The 17,603-nt window shown below is 65.4% G+C and carries 14 protein-coding genes; 7 read left to right on the top strand and 7 right to left on the bottom strand.

Going from position 1 to position 17,603, the window contains the following annotated elements; genetic code table 11:
• Window positions 1-5 precede the first annotated feature (5 nt).
• Both ABT392_RS08180 and ABT392_RS08175 read right to left on the bottom strand, forming a co-directional pair.
• Entirely contained in the window at window positions 6-806 is an 801-nt protein-coding gene (locus ABT392_RS08180; protein WP_334276708.1) for an alpha/beta fold hydrolase, read from the bottom strand.
• Window positions 803-2,095, bottom strand: a complete 1,293-nt coding sequence (locus ABT392_RS08175; protein WP_395386065.1) for an O-acetylhomoserine aminocarboxypropyltransferase — start codon at window positions 2,093-2,095, stop codon at window positions 803-805. The genes ABT392_RS08180 and ABT392_RS08175 overlap by 4 nt, the downstream gene beginning before the upstream one ends.
• Window positions 2,096-2,176: 81 nt before the next feature.
• Between ABT392_RS08175 and ABT392_RS08170 the strand changes: the two genes are divergently transcribed.
• Complete coding sequence (locus ABT392_RS08170; protein ID WP_334276710.1) at window positions 2,177-2,641, top strand: CBS domain-containing protein; 465 nt, start codon at window positions 2,177-2,179, stop codon at window positions 2,639-2,641.
• Here ABT392_RS08170 and ABT392_RS08165 read toward each other — a convergent pair.
• The 4 genes from ABT392_RS08165 to uxaC are packed head-to-tail and all read right to left on the bottom strand — an operon-like array spanning window position 2,631 to window position 7,703.
• The gene (locus ABT392_RS08165) at window positions 2,631-3,317 is read right to left on the bottom strand and encodes a GntR family transcriptional regulator (protein ID WP_334276711.1); all 687 of its coding nucleotides are present in this window, start codon (window positions 3,315-3,317) and stop codon (window positions 2,631-2,633) included. The two genes, ABT392_RS08170 and ABT392_RS08165, sit on opposite strands and share 11 nt — an antisense overlap.
• Window positions 3,314-4,702 (bottom strand): tagaturonate reductase, encoded by a 1,389-nt coding sequence (locus tag ABT392_RS08160; protein WP_395386066.1) that lies wholly within the window; start codon window positions 4,700-4,702, stop codon window positions 3,314-3,316. Before ABT392_RS08160 ends, ABT392_RS08165 begins: the two co-directional genes overlap by 4 nt.
• Window positions 4,699-6,303, bottom strand: a complete 1,605-nt coding sequence (locus ABT392_RS08155) for a UxaA family hydrolase (RefSeq protein ID WP_395386067.1) — start codon at window positions 6,301-6,303, stop codon at window positions 4,699-4,701. The genes ABT392_RS08160 and ABT392_RS08155 overlap by 4 nt, the downstream gene beginning before the upstream one ends.
• Before the next feature lie 5 nt (window positions 6,304-6,308).
• Window positions 6,309-7,703 carry a glucuronate isomerase gene (uxaC, locus tag ABT392_RS08150; protein ID WP_334276716.1) on the bottom strand — a complete coding sequence of 465 codons (1,395 nt, stop codon included), beginning with the start codon at window positions 7,701-7,703 and terminating at the stop codon, window positions 6,309-6,311.
• Window positions 7,704-7,874: 171 nt separating this feature from the next.
• Here uxaC and aroC point away from each other — a divergent pair, with 171 nt between their 5' ends.
• The 6 genes from aroC (at window position 7,875) to ABT392_RS08120 (ending at window position 16,114) form a co-directional block, all read left to right on the top strand.
• Window positions 7,875-8,972 carry a chorismate synthase gene (gene aroC, locus ABT392_RS08145; RefSeq protein WP_395386068.1) on the top strand — a complete coding sequence of 366 codons (1,098 nt, stop codon included), beginning with the start codon at window positions 7,875-7,877 and terminating at the stop codon, window positions 8,970-8,972.
• A complete protein-coding gene (locus tag ABT392_RS08140) occupies window positions 8,972-10,150 on the top strand; it encodes an MFS transporter (protein ID WP_334276718.1) in 1,179 nt (392 codons plus the stop codon). The genes aroC and ABT392_RS08140 overlap by 1 nt, the downstream gene beginning before the upstream one ends.
• A gap of 145 nt (window positions 10,151-10,295) precedes the next feature.
• Entirely contained in the window at window positions 10,296-11,459 is a 1,164-nt protein-coding gene (locus ABT392_RS08135; protein WP_334276720.1) for an efflux RND transporter periplasmic adaptor subunit, read from the top strand.
• 17 nt (window positions 11,460-11,476) lie between these two features.
• A complete protein-coding gene (locus tag ABT392_RS08130) occupies window positions 11,477-14,725 on the top strand; it encodes an efflux RND transporter permease subunit (protein WP_395386069.1) in 3,249 nt (1,082 codons plus the stop codon).
• A 96-nt stretch (window positions 14,726-14,821) separates the two neighbouring features.
• Window positions 14,822-15,760: an exopolyphosphatase gene (locus tag ABT392_RS08125; protein WP_395386070.1), complete on the top strand. Its 939-nt coding sequence runs from the start codon at window positions 14,822-14,824 to the stop codon at window positions 15,758-15,760.
• A 126-nt stretch (window positions 15,761-15,886) separates the two neighbouring features.
• The gene (locus ABT392_RS08120; RefSeq protein ID WP_334276725.1) at window positions 15,887-16,114 is read left to right on the top strand and encodes a hypothetical protein; all 228 of its coding nucleotides are present in this window, start codon (window positions 15,887-15,889) and stop codon (window positions 16,112-16,114) included.
• On the opposite strand, the gene ABT392_RS08115 is transcribed toward ABT392_RS08120, so the two are convergent.
• The gene (locus tag ABT392_RS08115; protein WP_395386071.1) at window positions 16,102-17,544 is read right to left on the bottom strand and encodes an MFS transporter; all 1,443 of its coding nucleotides are present in this window, start codon (window positions 17,542-17,544) and stop codon (window positions 16,102-16,104) included. The genes ABT392_RS08120 and ABT392_RS08115 overlap by 13 nt on opposite strands.
• Between the last annotated feature and the right edge of the window lie 59 nt (window positions 17,545-17,603).

Below are 17,603 nucleotides of genomic sequence, written 5' to 3'. Positions count from 1 at the left end.
GTCTTTCAGTTCAGGGCTTGTCTGACTGCATTCCAAACCGGATCGGGCGCCTCGGCCATCAGTGAATGCCCGGCGCAAAGGCTGACGACGCGGGCCTTCAACGCCTGTGCCAGCGGCGCAGCCTGCCTGGGCGTGGTCATCTGATCCTTGTCGCCGAGAATGAAGGTGGTGGGGCAGCTCACCTTTGCGGCGGCCTCCAGCCCACCGGCATAGGTATCGCACATCCGGAAGTCGTGCTCAAACAGGTTCAGCTCGGTCTGCTTCGCCTGCATGCGGCGTTTCAGGGCGATCTCGCCGCCTTGCAGCCAGGCACCCGGGCCTGGGTAGGAGGGCTTGCTGGCCATGCTTGCGAATGAGAAGGCGTTGACCATGTCGATGGCCTTCAAGGGCTCATCGCGCGCGGTGCTCAAGAGCGCTTCGGATACCTTCATCGGATAGGCCGTGCCCAGCATCACGAGCCGGCTGGCGCGCTCGGGCTGGCGCGACGCGGCTTCCAGGGCGATCAGCGAGCCCATGCTGTGCCCGGCCAGTGAAGCCTGCTGCACGCCCGCGGCGTCGAGCAGCGCCCAGACCCAGTCCGCCGCTGCTTCCACGCTGGCGAGCACCGGCCCCGCGCTGCGGCCATGGCCTGGGAGGTCGATGGCGAGCACCGCATGGCCATGGTGGGCCAGTGAGCGCGCCAGCAGGGTCCAGACGCTGTGGTCGTTCAGGGCGCCATGAATCAGCACGACGCAGGGCAGGGCGGCATCGAAAGTCTTGCCGCCGGTGTAGGCGTATGCCTCGCGGCCGTTGACGGTAATCTTCATGCTTTGCTCGCGATCTTCAGGGCGCGCTTGAGGTCGTCGATCAGGTCGTCGGCGTCCTCCAGGCCGATGGACAGCCGGATCGTGCCGGGCGCGATGCCGGCGAGCGTCAGCGCGGCGTCATCCATGCGGCTGTGCGTGGTGGTGGCCGGATGGATGACCAGCGAGCGGCAATCGCCGACATTGGCCAGGTGCGAGAACAGCTTCAGGGATTCGATGAAGCGCCGGCCTTGCTCACGGCTGCCCGCGAGGTCGAAGCTGAAGACCGAGCCGCAGCCGCGAGGCAGGAGCTTCCCGGCCAGTCCATGGTCGCGATGCGTGGCAAGGCCGGGGTAGCCGACCTTGGCAACGATCGATTGCCCCGCCAGAAACTCGGCCACCTTCTGCGCATTCTTGACGTGCCTTTCCATGCGCAGGCCGAGCGTCTCAATGCCTTGCAAGATCAGCCAGGCGGTGTGCGGGCTCATGCAGGCGCCGAAGTCGCGCAGGCCTTCGCGGCGGGCACGCAGGAGGAAGGCACCGACGGTGCTTTCTTCGCTGAACACCATGCCATGGAAACCGGCATAGGGCTCGCAGAATTCGGGGAACTGGCCGTGCTTGTCATGCGCCGCTTGCCAATCGAAGGCGCCGCTGTCGATCAGGACGCCGCCGACGACCGTACCGTGGCCGGACAGGAACTTGGTGGCTGAGTGGTAGACCAGGTCGGCACCCAAGGCAAAGGGCTGCTGCAGGTAGGGGGTGGTCAGCGTCGAGTCGACCAGCAGCGGCAGGCCGGCTTCATGTGCAATCGACGCCACATTCGGGATGTCCAGCACATCCAGCCCCGGGTTGCCCAAGGTCTCGCCAAACAGCAGCTTGGTGTTCGGCCGGATCGCTGCGCGCCAGGCATCGAGGTCACCGGGCTTAACGAAGGTGGTTGCTATGCCGAAGCGCGCCAGCGTGTAGTGCAACAGGTTGTGCGAGCCGCCGTACAGGGCACCCGAAGAAACGATGTGCGAGCCGGCACCGGCCAGCGTGGCAATGGCCAGGTGCAGGGCCGCCTGGCCGCTGGCGGTGGCGATGGAGCCGGCGCCGCCTTCGAGCGCGGCCATGCGCTCCTCGAACACGGCCGTGGTCGGGTTGGACAGGCGCGAGTAGACATGGCCGGCGCGCTCCATGTTGAAAAGCGCGGCCGCGTGTTCAGAGTTTTCGAACACGAAGGAGGTGCTCAGGTGCAGCGGCGTGACGCGCGCGCCGGTGCTGGGGTCAGGTGCGGCGCCGGCATGAAGGGCCAGGGTGTCGAAGCCGGGCATGGTCTCTCCGAGGTGTTTGGAGCGCAGATTGTGTGCTATGTTGGCCGCGTCTGAATCAAGCTGCGTCCCGAGGAGAGCCCCATGAAAGTCATTGATATCCTGCGCGTCAAGGGCGGCACGCTGTTCACCGTTTCGCCGGACCATCAGCTGGGCGAGGCCACGTCAACAATGGCCGAGCTGGATGTGGGCTCGCTGGTGGTGATGGAGCACGGCGACCTCGTCGGCATGCTGACCTTCCGCGAAGTGATCGCGGCCGTGGTCAAGAACGGCGGAACGGTCGGCACTTCGCTGGTGCGCAGCGTGATGGACGACCATCCGCTGACCTGCACACCCGAAACCGAGATCGACGAGGTGCGCCGCATGATGCTTGGCCGCCATGCCCGCTACATGCCTGTGCTCAATGGCCGCACGCTGATGGGTGTCATCTCTTTCTACGACGTGGCCAAGGCCGTGGTCGACAGCCAGGACTTCGAGAACCGCATGCTCAAGGCCTATATCCGCGACTGGCCGCTCGAGGACGAGCCGGCGCCGGAATCTAAGCTCTGAGATTGATGAAGTAGTCCGGCTGCAGCGCGCGCGTCAGCGCAATCGCGGGCAGCACATGGTCCAGATGGCGGCGCATGGCCGCCATCGCCGTTTCTGCGCTCCCGCTGCGCAAGCCTTCCACGACGGCGGCATGCTCGGCAATCACTTCCTGCATCCGGCCCTGGATCGGCAAGGTCAGGCGGCGGAAACGGTCCACCTGCGTCTTGGCCTGGGCAATCGTGCGCCAGACGCCGGGGAAGCCGGCCAGCTCGGCGAGCTGGGCATGGAAGGCTTCGTCGGCACGATGAAAGCCGGGCTGGTCTGTCGTCTCGGCGCAGCGGCGCTGCTCGCTGAGCAACTCGTCCAGCCTGGTCAGGGCCGCCGGCGTGAGGCGCTGCGCGGCGCGCTCGATCATCGCGAGTTCCAGCGCGGTGCGGACCAGCATGGCCTCTTCGAGTTCATGCACCGGGATCCGGGCGACGAAGGTGCCCGAGCGAGGCCGGATCTCGATCAGGCCTTCTTCGGTCAGGCGCTGCACCGCTTCATGCACCGGCGTGCGACTGAGCTCGAACTCGGCGGCGATGTCCTTCTCGTTGAGCCGCTCGCCCGGCGCCAGTTCCAGCGCGAGGATGCGCTGGCGCAGGGTTTCATAGACCTGCAGTGAAGCCTTGGTGTTGTTGGACGAGGATGAGCTCATGGGCGGCCGATCATAGTGAGGGCGGCGCGCATGCCTTGCGATTCGATCAGCGCCAACTGATCGGCCAGGGCCTTGCTGAGGCCGGGGCGGAAGTTCAGGCGCTCGCCCCAGAGCGAATCCTGGGCCAGCCAGCCATTGGCGAGATCGTGCCAGGACCATTCGCCGGATTGCCAGCGCGCCCAGGCGGCCTCGAACCAGGCCAGGTGCGAAGGCGCATCGGACAAGCTGACCTGCTGGCCGCGGTAGAGATGCATGGTCGCGGCCAGCGCCAGCACGATGCGCGGCGCCGGCTGCGCATTTGCGAGCAGGGCCGGCAGCAATCGAGTCGCGAACTTGGGCCAGCTGTTCAGCGCGATGGACTGCAGGCGATGCTGAACGAAGGGGTTGCGAAAGCGCCGCAGCACGGCTTCGGCAAAGGGCTGCAAGTCAGGCGCGGGCAAGGGCAGGGCGGGAATCAGCTCCTCGCGCATCGCCTCATCGAGGAAGCGGGCGAGGTCCGGGTCGCTCATGGCTTGGCCCACGGTCTCCAGGCCGAGCAAGATCGCCACCGGCACCAGCAAGGTGTGGCCGCCGTTGAGCAGGCCGACCTTGCGGCGACGATAGGGCTTGAGGTCGTCGACCCGCTCGATGCAAAGGCCGGAACCTTCGAGGCGAAGTTCAGCTGCCAACGATGCCGGGCCTTCGATCAGCCAGCTGTGGAAGGGTTCGGCGCAGACCATGAAGGGATCGGCCTGGCCCAGCTCTGCTTCCAGCACCGGCCGTTCTTGCTCGCTCGGCGCACCGCTGACGATGCGGTCCACCAGCGTCGAACAGAATTGGCATTCCTCGTCGAGCCAGCGCCCGAAACCGGGCTCCAGCGACCAGCGCTGCGCGAAATGCAGGACGGCAGCCTTCAGCGCCGGCCCGTTGTGCTCGATCAGCTCGCAGGGCAGGAGGTAGACGCCCGCGCCGCCTTGGCGAAAGCGCTCGACCAGCCAGCGGCAGAGCTTGGCCGGGAAGCTGGCCGGTGGCGCATCGTCAAGCTGGTCTGTCGTGTTGACGGCGATGCCCGCTTCCGTTGTGTTGGAAACGATGAAACGCAGCTGCGGCTCGGCAGCCAGCGCCAGATAGTCCTGCCAATGCCTGGCCAGATCCAGCTCGCGCTGCACGCAATCAATGCGGCGCCATTGCTTCAGTGGCAAGCCTTCGTCATCGAGCCCGCGCAGCAGCACGTGAAAGGGCGCGTCAATCAAGGGCGCAGTCGAGCGACTGGTCGGCCGCACGATGACCACGCCGGCTTCGAGCCCCTGGCGCTCGTTCAGCTGCTGGATGAAGTCTTCGACAAAGCCGCGCAGGAAAACACCCTGGCCGAACTGCAGGACCTTGATCCGAAGCCTTGCGCTCACAGCGAAATGTCCCGCTTCCAGAACAGGAAGTCGTACTGCTGCAGCCGTTCGGCCTTGCTTTGATACTGGCCGGCTGCTGTCTGCTGGATCAGGCCGAGCAAATCATTGGCAAGCTGCGGCAGCGGCGTGCCTTTCAAGACCGGGCCGCAGTCAAAGTCGATCATGTCGTTGAGCCGCTCAGCCACTGCTGTATTGCTGGCGATTTTCAAGACCGGAACGATGGGGTTGCCGGTCGGTGTGCCCAGGCCCGTCGAGAACAGCACGACATTCGCGCCCGAGGCGACGATGGCCGTGACCGATTCGACGTCGTTGCCCGGCGTGCAGAGCAGCGAGAGCCCCTGCTTGTGCAACTGCTCGCCATAGCTCAAGACACCCACGATGGGCGAGCTGCCGCCCTTGCGGGCCGCGCCGGCAGACTTCATCGCATCGGTGATCAGGCCGTCGCGGATATTGCCTGGGCTGGGGTTCTCGGCCAGGCTGGTGCCCACGGCCTGGGCCTGCGCTTCGAAGGTCTTCATCATCGCGACGAAGCGCTGTTGGTCTTGCGGATCAAGGCAGCGTGCGATCAGCTCGGCTTCAACGCCGCAGAGTTCCGGGAACTCGGCGAGGATGGACGATCCGCCCAGCCCCACAACCAGGTCCGACACCAGGCCCATCACCGGGTTGGCCGTGATGCCTGAGAAGCCATCCGAACCGCCGCACTTGACGCCGATCTTCAGCATCGACATCGGCACCGGCTGGCGTTGCACCTTGTTGGCTAGCGCCAGTGCCTTCAGCAGGTCTTGCAAGGCCGACTTCATCATCGACGCCTCGTCGCTCTCGCGCTGCTGCTCGTAGATCAGGCAGGGCTTGTCGAAGTTCGGGTTCTGCGCGGCCAGCGCTTCCTTGAACATGGAGATCTGCGCGTTCTGGCAGCCGAGGCTCAAGACCGTGACACCCGCGACGTTCGGATGATCGGCGTATGCAGCCAGCAACTTGCACAGCGCACGTGCGTCAGCCCGCGTGCCACCGCAGCCACCGGCATGGGTGATGAAGCGAACGCCGTCCACATTCGGGAAGGGCCGGGCCGGTGTGCGCGGCGCGGCCTGCATGTCTTCACCGAGCAGGCTCAGGGTATAGGCGGCGAGATCGTCGCTGGCGTAGCCCAATGGTCTCTCCACCGCCTGACGCAGCTGTTCGATATTGCGGTTCTCGCAGAACACCAGCGGGAAGACCAGCCAGTGATTGGCGGTACCCACGCGGCCATCGCTGCGCACCACGCCCTGGAAGGTCTGGCCTTGCCAGCGCGCTACGTCTGGCGCCGTCCATTGATAGGGCGCGGTCGATTGCAGGTCGACCTCGGCCGCGTGATGGGCGAGGTTGCTCGTGCTGATCGCTTCACCGCGCCGGATCGGATGCAGCGCCTTGCCGACCGGCACGCCGTAGAGCTTCAGTGTCTCGCCGACCACGAAGTCGCGCCGCGCCAGCTTGTGCTTGGCAGCGACCGGGCCCGCGGTGGTGATCTGTTCCTGCTCCCAATGGACCTGCTCGCCGTCCTGCAGGTCGACCAGGGCGACCAGCATGTCGTCATCGGGATGGATGCAAAGCAATTTGCTGTTCATGACGTTCACAGCCCGAAGTAGTGCTTGGCGTTCTCGTAGCTGACGCCGCGAACGATCTGGCCGAGCGCTTCTTCATCGTCCGGATACTCGCCGGCCTCGACCCACTGGCCCAGTTGGCGGCACAGCAGGCGGCGGAAGTACTCGTGGCGCGGATAGGAGGCGAAGCTGCGCGAGTCCGTCACCATGCCCACCGAGGTGCCCAGCACGCCATGTGCGGCGAGCGTCTGCAACTGGCGCAGATTGCCGTCCTTGTGGTCGTTGAACCACCAGGCCGGGCCGAACTGAACCTTGCCGCGGGTCGCGCCGTCCTGAAAGGCCCCTATCAAGGTCGACAGCACTTCATTCATTGCCGGGTTCAGGCAGAACAGCAGGGTCTTGGGCAACTGGTCTTCAGCGTCCAGGGCATCCAGCAAGTCGGCGAGGCCGGCGCTGGTGGTGAAGTCGGAGATCGAGTCGTAGCCGGTGTCGGGACCCAGCGTGTTCAAGCGCCTGCGGTTGTTGTTGCGCTGCGCGCCGATGTGCAGGCACATGGCCCAGCCCTGCTGCGCATAGACCTTGCCCAATGCCTGGAGAAGGCCGCGCTGGAAGGCACCGAGCTCGGCTTCGCTCAATTCGGCGCCCGAGAGCCGGCGCGACAGCAGCGCCTCGCACAGCGCTGGCGTGATCTCGCCAGGTGGCAACGCCAGGTCGATGGCATGGTCCGAGATTCTTCCGCCCTGGGCATGGAAGAACCGGACGCGCACCGCCAAGGCCTCGACGAGCGAAGCGAAGTCGGTAATGCGCACGCCGGCGACACCGCCCAGGCGCTGCAGGTAGGCGGGGAAATCGGGCTTGTTGCAGCGCATGGCCGCGTCGGGTCGGAAGGCTGGCAGGACGCGGGTCTTCAGTGCCGAGTTGGCCAGCTCGGCATGCTGACCAAGGTCGTCGGCGGGGTCGTCCGTCGTGCAGGCGATCTCGACCTTGGCCAGGTCGAGGAAGCTCCAGCAGTCCATCTCGGCCAGGCGGCTGTTGGCGGCCTGCCAGATGCGCGGGGCATTCGTGGCGTTGATCGTCAGGTCGATGCCGAAGAGCCGTTGCAGCTCCAGATGGCTCCAGTGATGGATCGGATTGCCTGCCGCCAGCGGCAGCACCGAGCAGAAGGCCCTGAACTTGTCTTCATCGCTGGCCGCGCCGGTCACCAGCTGCTCGTTCACGCCGGCGCTGCGCATGAGGCGCCATTTGTAGTGGTCGCCGCCCAGCCACAGCTCGGTGATGTTGCGGAAGCGCTTGCGCTCGGCGATTTCGCCTTGTTGCAGGTGCGAGTGGTAGTCAATGATGGGCAGGCCGGCAGCCACCTCGTGATAGAGCCTGCGGGCGATGCCGGTGTCGAGCAGGAAGTCGTGGTCCAGAAAGGCGGGCATGGCGGCGGCAGGTTCGAATTGAAGTATCTGAATTATCTATCTGATATTTCAGAAGGCAAGCGACTTGTTCCCCGCTTGTTCCGGCCATGTTCCGGGTTTGCCCGGAGATCGCCACTGCTCTGCGGCTAAGATCGCAGGCTTCCCCGGTACCGTCACCCTTTCGGATTTCGCATGTCTGGCAGCACTTTTGGCGAGTTGTTCCGTGTCACCAATTTTGGCGAGAGCCACGGTCCCGCCATTGGCTGCGTGATCGACGGCTGCCCGCCGGGGCTTGAATTGAGCGAGGCCGACATCCAGCCCGAGCTGGACCGCCGCCGCCCCGGTACTTCGCGCCACGTGACGCAGCGCAATGAACCCGATGTGGTCGAAATCCTCTCCGGCGTCTACGAGGGCAAGACCACCGGCACGCCGATCTGCCTGCTGATCAAGAACACCGATCAGCGCAGCAAGGACTACGGCAACATCCTCGACACCTTCCGCCCCGGCCATGCCGACTACACCTACTGGCGCAAATACGGCCTGCGCGACCCGCGCGGCGGTGGCCGCAGCTCGGCCCGCCTGACGGCGCCCATGGTCGGTGCCGGCGCCGTGGCCCGCAAATGGCTGCATCAGCAGTACGGCACCACCTTCCGTGGCTGCATGACGAACCTGGGCGAACTGGAGGTTCCCTTCGAGGACTGGAAGCACGTTTCGAACAACCCGTTCTTCGCCGCCAATGCCAGCAAGATTGCCGAGCTCGAGGCCTATATGGACGAACTGCGCCGCGCCGGCGACTCGGTCGGCGCGCGCATCGCGGTTGAGGCCCGCGGCGTGCCGGTTGGCCTGGGCGAGCCGCTGTTCGACAAGCTCGATGCCGACATCGCCTACGCCATGATGGGCATCAACGCGGTGAAGGGCGTCGAGATCGGCTCCGGCTTTGCCGTCGTCGCGCAGCGCGGCAGCGAGCATGGTGATGAACTGACGCCCGAAGGCTTCGCCACCAACAACGCTGGGGGCATGCTGGGCGGCATCTCCACCGGCCAGGACATCCGCGTGGCCATCGCGATCAAGCCGACCAGCTCGATCCGTTCGCCCAAGGCGTCGATTGATCGCGCCGGCCAGGTTGCCACGGTCGAAACTTTTGGCCGCCACGACCCGTGCGTGGGCATCCGCGCCACACCGATTGCCGAGGCCATGCTGGCCTTGGTGCTGATGGACCATGCCTTGCGCCACCGCGCCCAGTGCGGCGATGTGCGCCATGAGCTGCCGCCGATCGCGGCCAGCCGCTGATGCTTGATGATGCCGCCAGGCGCCGCCGCGTTCTGGCTGCCAGCGGTGCGCTGTCCGCCGCCTACTTTGCGGCCATCGGCCTGTTCAGCACTTACGCGCCGCTTTGGTACAAGTCGCTCGGCATTCCGCTGATCGAGATCGGCTGGCTGCTCTCGCTGTCCAGCTGGACACGACTCTTCGCGCCCTTCGTCTGGGGCTCGCTGGCCGACGCCAGCGGCCGCCGCGTGCAGCTGATCCGCTTCTCGTCGCTGGCCACCTTGCTGGCTGGCCTGCTGTTCCTGCTCCAGCCCAGCGTCTGGGTGCTGGCGTCGGCCACCTTCCTGATGTTCACCTTCAATGCGGCGATCACGCCCTTGAACGAGACCGTTGTCGCGGCCCAGTTGATGACGGCCGACGGCGGCGTGGATGCACGTCGTTATGGTCGCGTGCGCCTGTGGGGCTCTGTCGGCTACATGGCCAGCGTGGTCGGCGCGGGCTGGGCACTCGAGCATCTCGGCCTCGGCTATTTCGTGCCGGGCGTGCTCGTGGGCCTGACCCTGGTGCTGGCCGCAGCGCTGTGGATGCCGCTGCAGCGGGTGGCGGCGCATGGCCATGAAAAAGGCCCGCCGCTGGCCGAAGTGATGAGGCGGCCGGCGGTTCGCTGGTTCTTCGCCGGTGTCTTCATGACGGTGCTGGCGCACACGGCGCTGTACTCATTCTTCAGCCTCTATCTGGACGAGCTGGGCTATGCGAAGTCGGTGGTGGGTCTCTTGTGGGGCGCCTCCATCGTTGCCGAGGTCTGCTGGTTCGGTCTGCAGGGCCGGCTGCTGGAGCGCAGCACCTTGCACCGATGGTTGCTGGCCTGTGCCGTGGTGGCCGTGGTGCGGTTTGCGCTGACCGCTGCCTTCGGCGCCACGCTGTGGGTGCTGGTTGCGCTGCAGACGCTGCACGCCATCACCTTCGCGGCTCAGCACACGGTCTGCATCGCCCTGATCACGCGCTACTTCCCCGGTCGCCTGCGCGGCCGCGGGCAGGCGCTGTACTCGGTGCTGGGCTATGGCTTCTCGGGCGTGGTGGGCGCCATCGGCGGCGGCTGGCTGGTCACGCACCTGGGCCTGGGCAGCATCTTTTGGGCCGCCAGCCTCGCAGCCCTGGCCGGCGCGGCATGCGCCTGGCGTTGCGCGCAGCTCGACCACTGAATCTGCAGTTCGTCGCGCATCGAAAGCGCCGGTCGGCGCCGATTGCGCTCTGGTGCGAGCAATCTGCATTTCGTCGCAAGCGTGCGCTAAAGCCGGAATGGCGTCCCTACAGTCCGCTCACTTTCCATATTGAGCGGGGACTTCCATGCGCAAGCAATGGCTTTTTGGTGGCATCGCCGCCGCAGTGTTGGCCAGTGGCGCCGGTGTGGCCGTTTGGGCCAGCAAGGGTGGCGAAGAGCCCAAGAAAAAGGAGGGCGACAAGCCCGCGCCGACGCTGGAATTCGTGGCCAGCGAAGTGGTCAAGCCCACAGTGGCGCGGATGCCCGGCCGCATTGAATTTTCCGGGCCTCTCGTCGCACCGGGCACGGTCGTCGTGCGCAGCAAGGCGGCCGGCGTGCTGGTGGCGCTGAACGTGGCCGAAGGCAGCCGTGTCCGCGCCGGCCAGGCCTTGGGCCAACTGGACCTGGAAGAGCTGCGCTACCGTGTCGCCGAGCGCAGCGCCAGCATCGAATCTGCCCGCGCCCAGGCCGATCAGGCCGAACGCCAGCACAAGGCCAATGAAGGCCTGGCGGCGCAGAATTTCATTTCCAAGACGGCGCTCGACGCCTCACGCGCATCGCTGGAGGCTGCGCGGGCCCAACTTGGTGTGGCCAAGGCTCAGCAGGAAACCGCGCAGGTGCTCTTGAAGCAGGCAGCCCTGGTGGCGCCGATCAGCGGTGTGGTCTCCAAGCGCCATGCGTTGCCGGGTGAAAAGGTGGCGGGCGAGCAGCCGGTGCTGGCTATCGTCGACCTGAGCAAGCTGGAGCTGGCCGGTCTGGTCGCCACGCACGAGGTGAGCCGGCTCAAGCCCGGCATGGTCGCGACGCTGCGCATTGAGGGCGTGGACCAGCCCGTCGAGGCGCGCATTTCCCGCATCGCACCGGCCGCCGAGCCGGGCACGCGCTCCATTGGCGTGACGCTGGAACTGAACAACCCGAAGGAAGTCTTCCGCGCCGGCCAGTACGCCGTGGCGCAGGTCGAGCTGCCGGACGATACCGAGCGCCTCACGCTGCCCGACACCGCCGTGGGCAGCACCTCAGGTCAGGACCATGTCTGGATGATCGAGAACGGCGCGCTGGTGCGCCGCATCGTCACCACCGGCCGCCGCGACCGCAGCACTGCCAAGGTCGAAGTCTTGAATGGCCTGAAGCCCGATGCCCAGGTGCTGGCCGCCCGCTTTGACAATCTGCGCGAAGGCGCCAAGGCCACCGTGGTCGAGGCGCGAGCCAAGTTCGCCAGCGCTGCCGCATCGACACCGCTGCGCAACTGAAACCGGAGACAAGCATCATGTGGATGACCCGTGTCTCCATCCAGAACCCGGTCTTCGCGACCATGGTGATGGTGGCAATTTGCGTGCTGGGCATGTTCTCGTACGCCAAGCTGGGTGTCGAGCAGATGCCCGACATCAGCTTCCCCGGCGTCTATATCGACGTCCGCTATCCCGGCGCCTCGCCCGAGGCAGTGGAGCGCGAGGTGTCGCGCCCGCTCGAAGAAGCGCTGAACACCATTGCCGGTGTCGAGCGCATCAACTCGCGCGCTTTCGAGGGGCGCACCCAGGTCAATGTGGAGTTCGGCCTGAACGCCGACATGAGCCGCGTCATGCAGGACGTGCGCGACCGCGTGGCCATGGCGCAGGCCGGCTTTCCCAAGGACGTGAAGCCGCCGATGGTGATGCGCTACCAGGGCGACAACGCCCAGCCCATCGTCGTGATGGCGCTGATGAGCAAGACGCGGCCGGCGCGCGAGCTGTCGATGCTGGCCGAGTTCACCATTTCCAAGCGCCTGGCGCGTGTGGACGGTGTGGCCAAGGTGGACATCGGCGGCATGGTCTCGCGCGAAGTCCGCATCGACCTCGACCCACAGCGGCTGCGCGCCTATGGGGTCACGCCGGCCGAGATCGCCTCGGCGCTGAACCAGGCCAATGCCGACCAGCCGGTGGGCATGCTGTCGGACGGCACGTCGGACGCCATGCTGCGCGTCGAAGGCAAGGTCAAGGACCCCAAGGAATTCGCCAAGATCGTCGTGGCCCGCCGCGGCAATCTGGCGCTGACGCTGGCCGACCTCGGCACCCTGGTGGAGCGTGAGCGCGAGCCCGATTCCATCGCCCGCATCAATGGCCAGCCGGCCGTGAGCTTCTACGTTTTCAAGCAGCAGGATTCCAACATCGTCGCCACCGGCGAAGCGGTGAAGGACGCGGTGAAGGAGATCCAGAAGACCCTGCCGGACGACATCAAGCTCGAGCTGATGTACGTCAACAGCGACTTCGTCAAGGGATCGCTGGAGGGCCTGAAGCACACGCTGATCGAAGGCGCGCTGCTGACCGTGGCCATCGTCTTCCTGTTCCTGCACAGCTGGCGCTCGACCATCATCACTGGCCTGACCCTGCCCATCGCTGTGATCTCGAGCTTCATCGCGGTGCATGCCTTCGGCTTCACCTTGAACTTCATGACCATGATGGCCTTGAGCCTGTGCATCGGCCTGCTGATCGACGATGCCATCGTGGTGCGAGAGAACATCGTGCGCCATGTGGCCATGGGCAAGGACCATCACACGGCCGCGGCTGACGGAACGAACGAGATTGGCCTTGCCGTGATGGCCACCACCTTCGCCATCTGCGCCGTGTTCGTGCCGGTCGCCTTCATGGGCGGCATCATCGGCAAGTTCTTCTACCCCTTCGGCATCACCGTGGCGGTGGCCGTGATGGTGAGCCTCTTCGTCAGCTTCACGCTGGATCCGATGCTCTCCAGCATCTGGAAGGACCCGCCGAGCACGATGCTCAAGAAGCTGCCGGTGATCGGTCACCTGATCCGTGGCACCGACCGTGGCATGGAGGGGCTGCACGCCTTCTACGAGCGGGCTATCCGCTGGATCTTCTCGGGCCGCCGCTATCGCGTCTTCGTGCCGCCGGTGCCGGCCTACGGTCGTCCCTTCAAGGCTGATGGCTCACGTGACCGTTCTGCCAAGCGCGGCCTGCGCTTTGCCACCCTGACGCCGCGTGGCATCGTCGCCTGGTCGGGCGTGGGCAGCTTCGTGCTGGCGCTGTTCCTGGCTGGCTTCGTGGGCAGCGAGTTCGTGCCCGAGACCGACCAGGGCTTCACCCAGCTGACGCTGCGCATGCCCACGGCCACCAGCCTGGACCGCGGCAATGCCAAGGTGCAGCAGGTCGAGGAGATCCTGTCGCAGTTCAAGGAGATCAAGATGGTCTCCACCGTGGTGGGCGCCTCGGGCGAGGGCATGGCCACGGGCCGCAACCAGGCCCAGTTGAACCTCTCGCTGGTGGATCGCAAGGAACGCAAGCGCACGCAGAAGGAAGTGGAGAACGCGGTCCGCGAGGCCATCGCCAAGGTTCCGGGCATCGAGGTCAGTGTCGGCTTCAACCGCCCGGTCTGGATCACGCTCTTGGGCAACGACGCCGAGCAGCTGACCAAGGCCGCCAACGACCTGGCCGACAAGATCCGCAAGGTCAAGGGCACCGTGGACGTGGACACGACGGTGCGCGCCGGCCTGCCTGCCTTCGCGGTGAAGCTGAAGGACTCGGCGATCCGTGAGCTGGGTCTGACCGCGCCGCAAATCGCTTCTTCGCTGCGTGCCTATGTGAACGGCGAGGTCGCCACCTACTGGACCACGCCGGACGGCAACCAGGTCGAGGTGCTCTTGCGCCTGCCCATCGAGCAGCGCCAGCGCGTCGAGCAGATGTACAAGCTGCCGGTCGCGTTCTCCAAGGACGGCGCACCGATCTCGCTGGACCAGGTCGCCACCATCGAACAGGTGTTCAACCCGGAAGTGATCCGTCGCCAGAACCTGCAGCGCCGTGAGGCCGTCTATGCCGGCGTGCAAGGCCGCAGCTCGGGCGAAGTGAACGAGGAAGTCGCCAAGCTCGTCAAGAACCACCAGCTGCCGCCGGGCGTGAGTTTCCTGGTGGACGGCGCAGGCAAGCAGCAGCAAGAGGCCTTCATGGGCCTGGTCGGTGCCATGGGCCTGGCCGTGATCTTCATCTACATCGTGCTGGCCAGCCAGTTCGGCAGCTTCCTGCAGCCGATTGCCATCATGGCTTCCTTGCCACTGGCGCTGCTGGGCGTGATGCTGGCGCTGCTGGTGACGGGCTCGACGCTGAACGTGTTCTCGATGATCGGCCTCGTGATGCTGATGGGCCTGGTGACCAAGAACGCGATTCTTCTTGTGGACTTCGCCAACCATGCCCGCAAGGCCGGGGCGACGGTAGCCGATGCGTTGCGGGAGGCCGGGCTGATCCGGATGCGCCCGATCATCATGACCACGGCCGCGATGATCTTCGGCATGCTGCCCATGGCCATCGCCTTCAACGAGGGCGGCGAGATCCAGGCGCCCATGGGCCGGGCCATCATCGGCGGCGTGCTCACCTCGACGCTGCTCACCCTCGTCGTGGTGCCGGTGATCTACAGCTATGTGCTCAACGTGCCGCGCCGCTGCAGCGAGGCCGTGAGTTGGGTCAAGGGCCTGTTCGGCCGTCGCCCAGGCACCTTGCCTGGCGCAGTGATGCCGGCCGGGGACGATTGAAGTTTTTTGCGGCGAATGTGAGAAGGGGCGCACCGGCGCCCCTTTTCCTTTCACACGGTCGCGGTAGCATGGTCCGCTCGATCCAAGGAGTCAGTGATGAGCGAAGCCACCCAGAAGTACCGCCTGGTCACCCGCAGCGATTTCGATGGCCTGGTCTGTGCCGTGCTGCTGAATGAGCTGGACATGATCGACGACATCAGCTTCGTCCATCCCAAGGACATGCAGGACGGCAAGGTCGCGATCACCGAGCGCGACATCACGACCAACCTGCCTTTCGTGCCTGGCGCCCACCTGGTGTTCGACCATCATGAGTCGGAAACGGTGCGCAACACCGGCGAACGCAAGAACCACATCATCGACCCGAAGGCGCCGTCGGCGGCTCGCGTGGTCTACGACTACTACGGTGGCAAGGCGCGCTTCCCGCGCATCAGCGAGGCCATGATGGCGGCGGTCGACAAGGCCGACTCGGCGCAGTTCACCCGCGAAGAAATCCTCGACCCGAGCGACTGGGTGCTGCTGAACTACCTGATGGATTCACGCACTGGGCTGGGCCGCTTCCGTGAGTTCCGCATCAGCAACTACGCGCTGATGATGGACCTGATCAAGTACTGTGCCGACCACGACATCGATGACATCCTGCGCTTGCCCGACGTGGTCGAACGCATCGACCTCTACTTCGAGCACACAGCACAGGCGCGTGAGCAGATCGAGCGCTGCACCACGGTGCACAAGAACCTCGCTGTGCTGGACCTGCGCGGCGAGGAAACCATCTTTGCCTGCAACCGCTTCATGATCTATGCGATGTACCCGGAGACCAACATCTCCATCCACGCAATGTGGGGCCTGCAAAAGCAGAACATGGTGTTCGCCACCGGCAAGTCCATCCTGGACCGCAGCAGCAAGACCAATGTGGGCGAGCTGATGCTCAAGTACGGCGGCGGTGGCCACAATGCGGCCGGCACCTGCCAGATTGCCAACGACCAGGCCGAAACGGTGCTGGCCGAGCTGATCGCCAAGATCAATCAGGATGGCTGAGCTGGGCGCTGGTGCGGTGCTACGGTGGCTTCGCTTCGAAAATAGTTGACCTGGTGTTATTGACAGTACTGTATGTGAATACAGTATCATCCGGCCCATCGATTCACCGTTTCCACCGGAGTTCGCATGGGCCGCTTTTCTTCTGTCTCTTCGCTTCTGAGCCGTTTGAACCGCCTCAAGGACCCCAACGCCTGGGTCTGCCTGATCGCCGTGTTCGTGATCCTGGGTTTGATGGGTGGGGCGTTCGAACCGGCCTCGATGGAGGGCAGCATCCATGATGCGGGCATGAATGAAGCCTCGTCACTCGAGGTCGCGCTAGGTGCACCTTTGGCAGCCGCGATTCAGCCGGGATGAGAGCCTGCTCCCGCGGCTGTCGGCTTCGGGCTTGAGCGCAAGACCACGGCGACGAGCAGCGTCGCCAGCAGTGCGAAGCCGGCACCCAGGCCGAACGCCAGTTGGTAGCCGCCGCTGAGCGACTGAGGCAGGGCCGAACCCGCGGCGGCGAGGGCGCTGCTGCGTGCCGCGGCCAGGCTGGCCAGCACGGCCAGCCCAAGGGAGCCGCCCATCATGAAGGCCGTGTTCACCACGCCTGAGGCCAGGCCCGAATCTTCCGGCTTCACCTCGCTCATTGCCGCCAACAGCAGCGGGTTGAAGGCGACACCGGAGCCGAGTCCCAGCAGAAGCATGCCGGGCACGATGTCCAGCCACATCGTGCCGTCCACCGGAGCGCGGGCAAACAGCGCCAGGCCGCTGGCACCCAGCAGCAGGCCACAGACCAGAGGCCCGCGGATGCCGAAGCGCATCACGATCTTGGCTGAGAGGCCCAAGGAGAAGCCGGCCATGATCAGATTGGCGGGCAGGAAGGCCAGGCCGATCTGCATCGGCGTGAAACCCAGCACCAACTGCATGTACAGCGCCGATATGAAGAACCAGGCGAACATCGCGGCCGCCCACAACACCCCCACAGCATTGGCCACGGCCACCGAGCGCAGCTTGAAAAGCGAGAGCGGCATCAAGGGCTGTTTCACCCTGGATTCAATCAGGAGGAAGCTGAACAGCAGCAGCACGGCGCCCGTCAGCAGGCCCAGCGTGACCGGCGAGGTCCAACCAGCCTCATTGCCGTTCACCACCGCATAAACAGCCAGCATCAGGGCGCTCGTCACCGTCACAGCGCCGGCCAGGTCCAACTTCACCGCGTGCAGCACCTTGCTGCGCGGCAGCAGCAACAGGCACAAGCCGAATACCACGGCGCCAATGGGCAGGTTGACCAGGAACACCCAGTGCCAGTCCAGCGCGCTGGTCAGCAAGCCGCCGAGCAGCACGCCGATGCTGCCGCCGCCGGCACAGACAAAGCCGTAGACACCCATTGCCTTGGCCCGTTCACCATCCTCGGTGAACAGATTCATGATCAGTGACAGCGAAATTGCCGACACCACAGCGCCCCCCAGGCCCTGCACGGCACGCGCTGCAATCAGCATCGTCTGCGAACCGGCCATTCCGCAGGCGGCTGAAGCCGCAGTGAACAAGGCCAGGCCCAGCAGGAACATTCGCCGGTGTCCATAGAGGTCACCCAGACGGCCGCCCAGGAGCATGAAACCGCCAAAGCTCAGCATGTAGGCATTGACCACCCAGACCAGCGAAGTCTCGGTAAAGCCCAGGTCGGCACGGATGGAGGGCAGGGCGACATTCACGATGGTCGTGTCCAGCACGATCATCAGCACGCCCAGGCACAGCACCATCAGGGCCAGCCAGCGGCGGCGGGGATGCAGGTCTTGTTCTGTCATGGAGTTCCTGGTTTCGACGGTCGGCGAGGTTAGCAGGCCGCTTGGCCGGCAGTTGCAGA

It is taken from the genome of Paucibacter sp. JuS9 (assembly GCF_044043925.2).
GTDB lineage: Bacteria > Pseudomonadota > Gammaproteobacteria > Burkholderiales > Burkholderiaceae_C > JAUASW01.
Note: the sequence above shows the minus strand (reverse complement) of the source record. Positions and strands in the feature narration are given on the sequence as shown.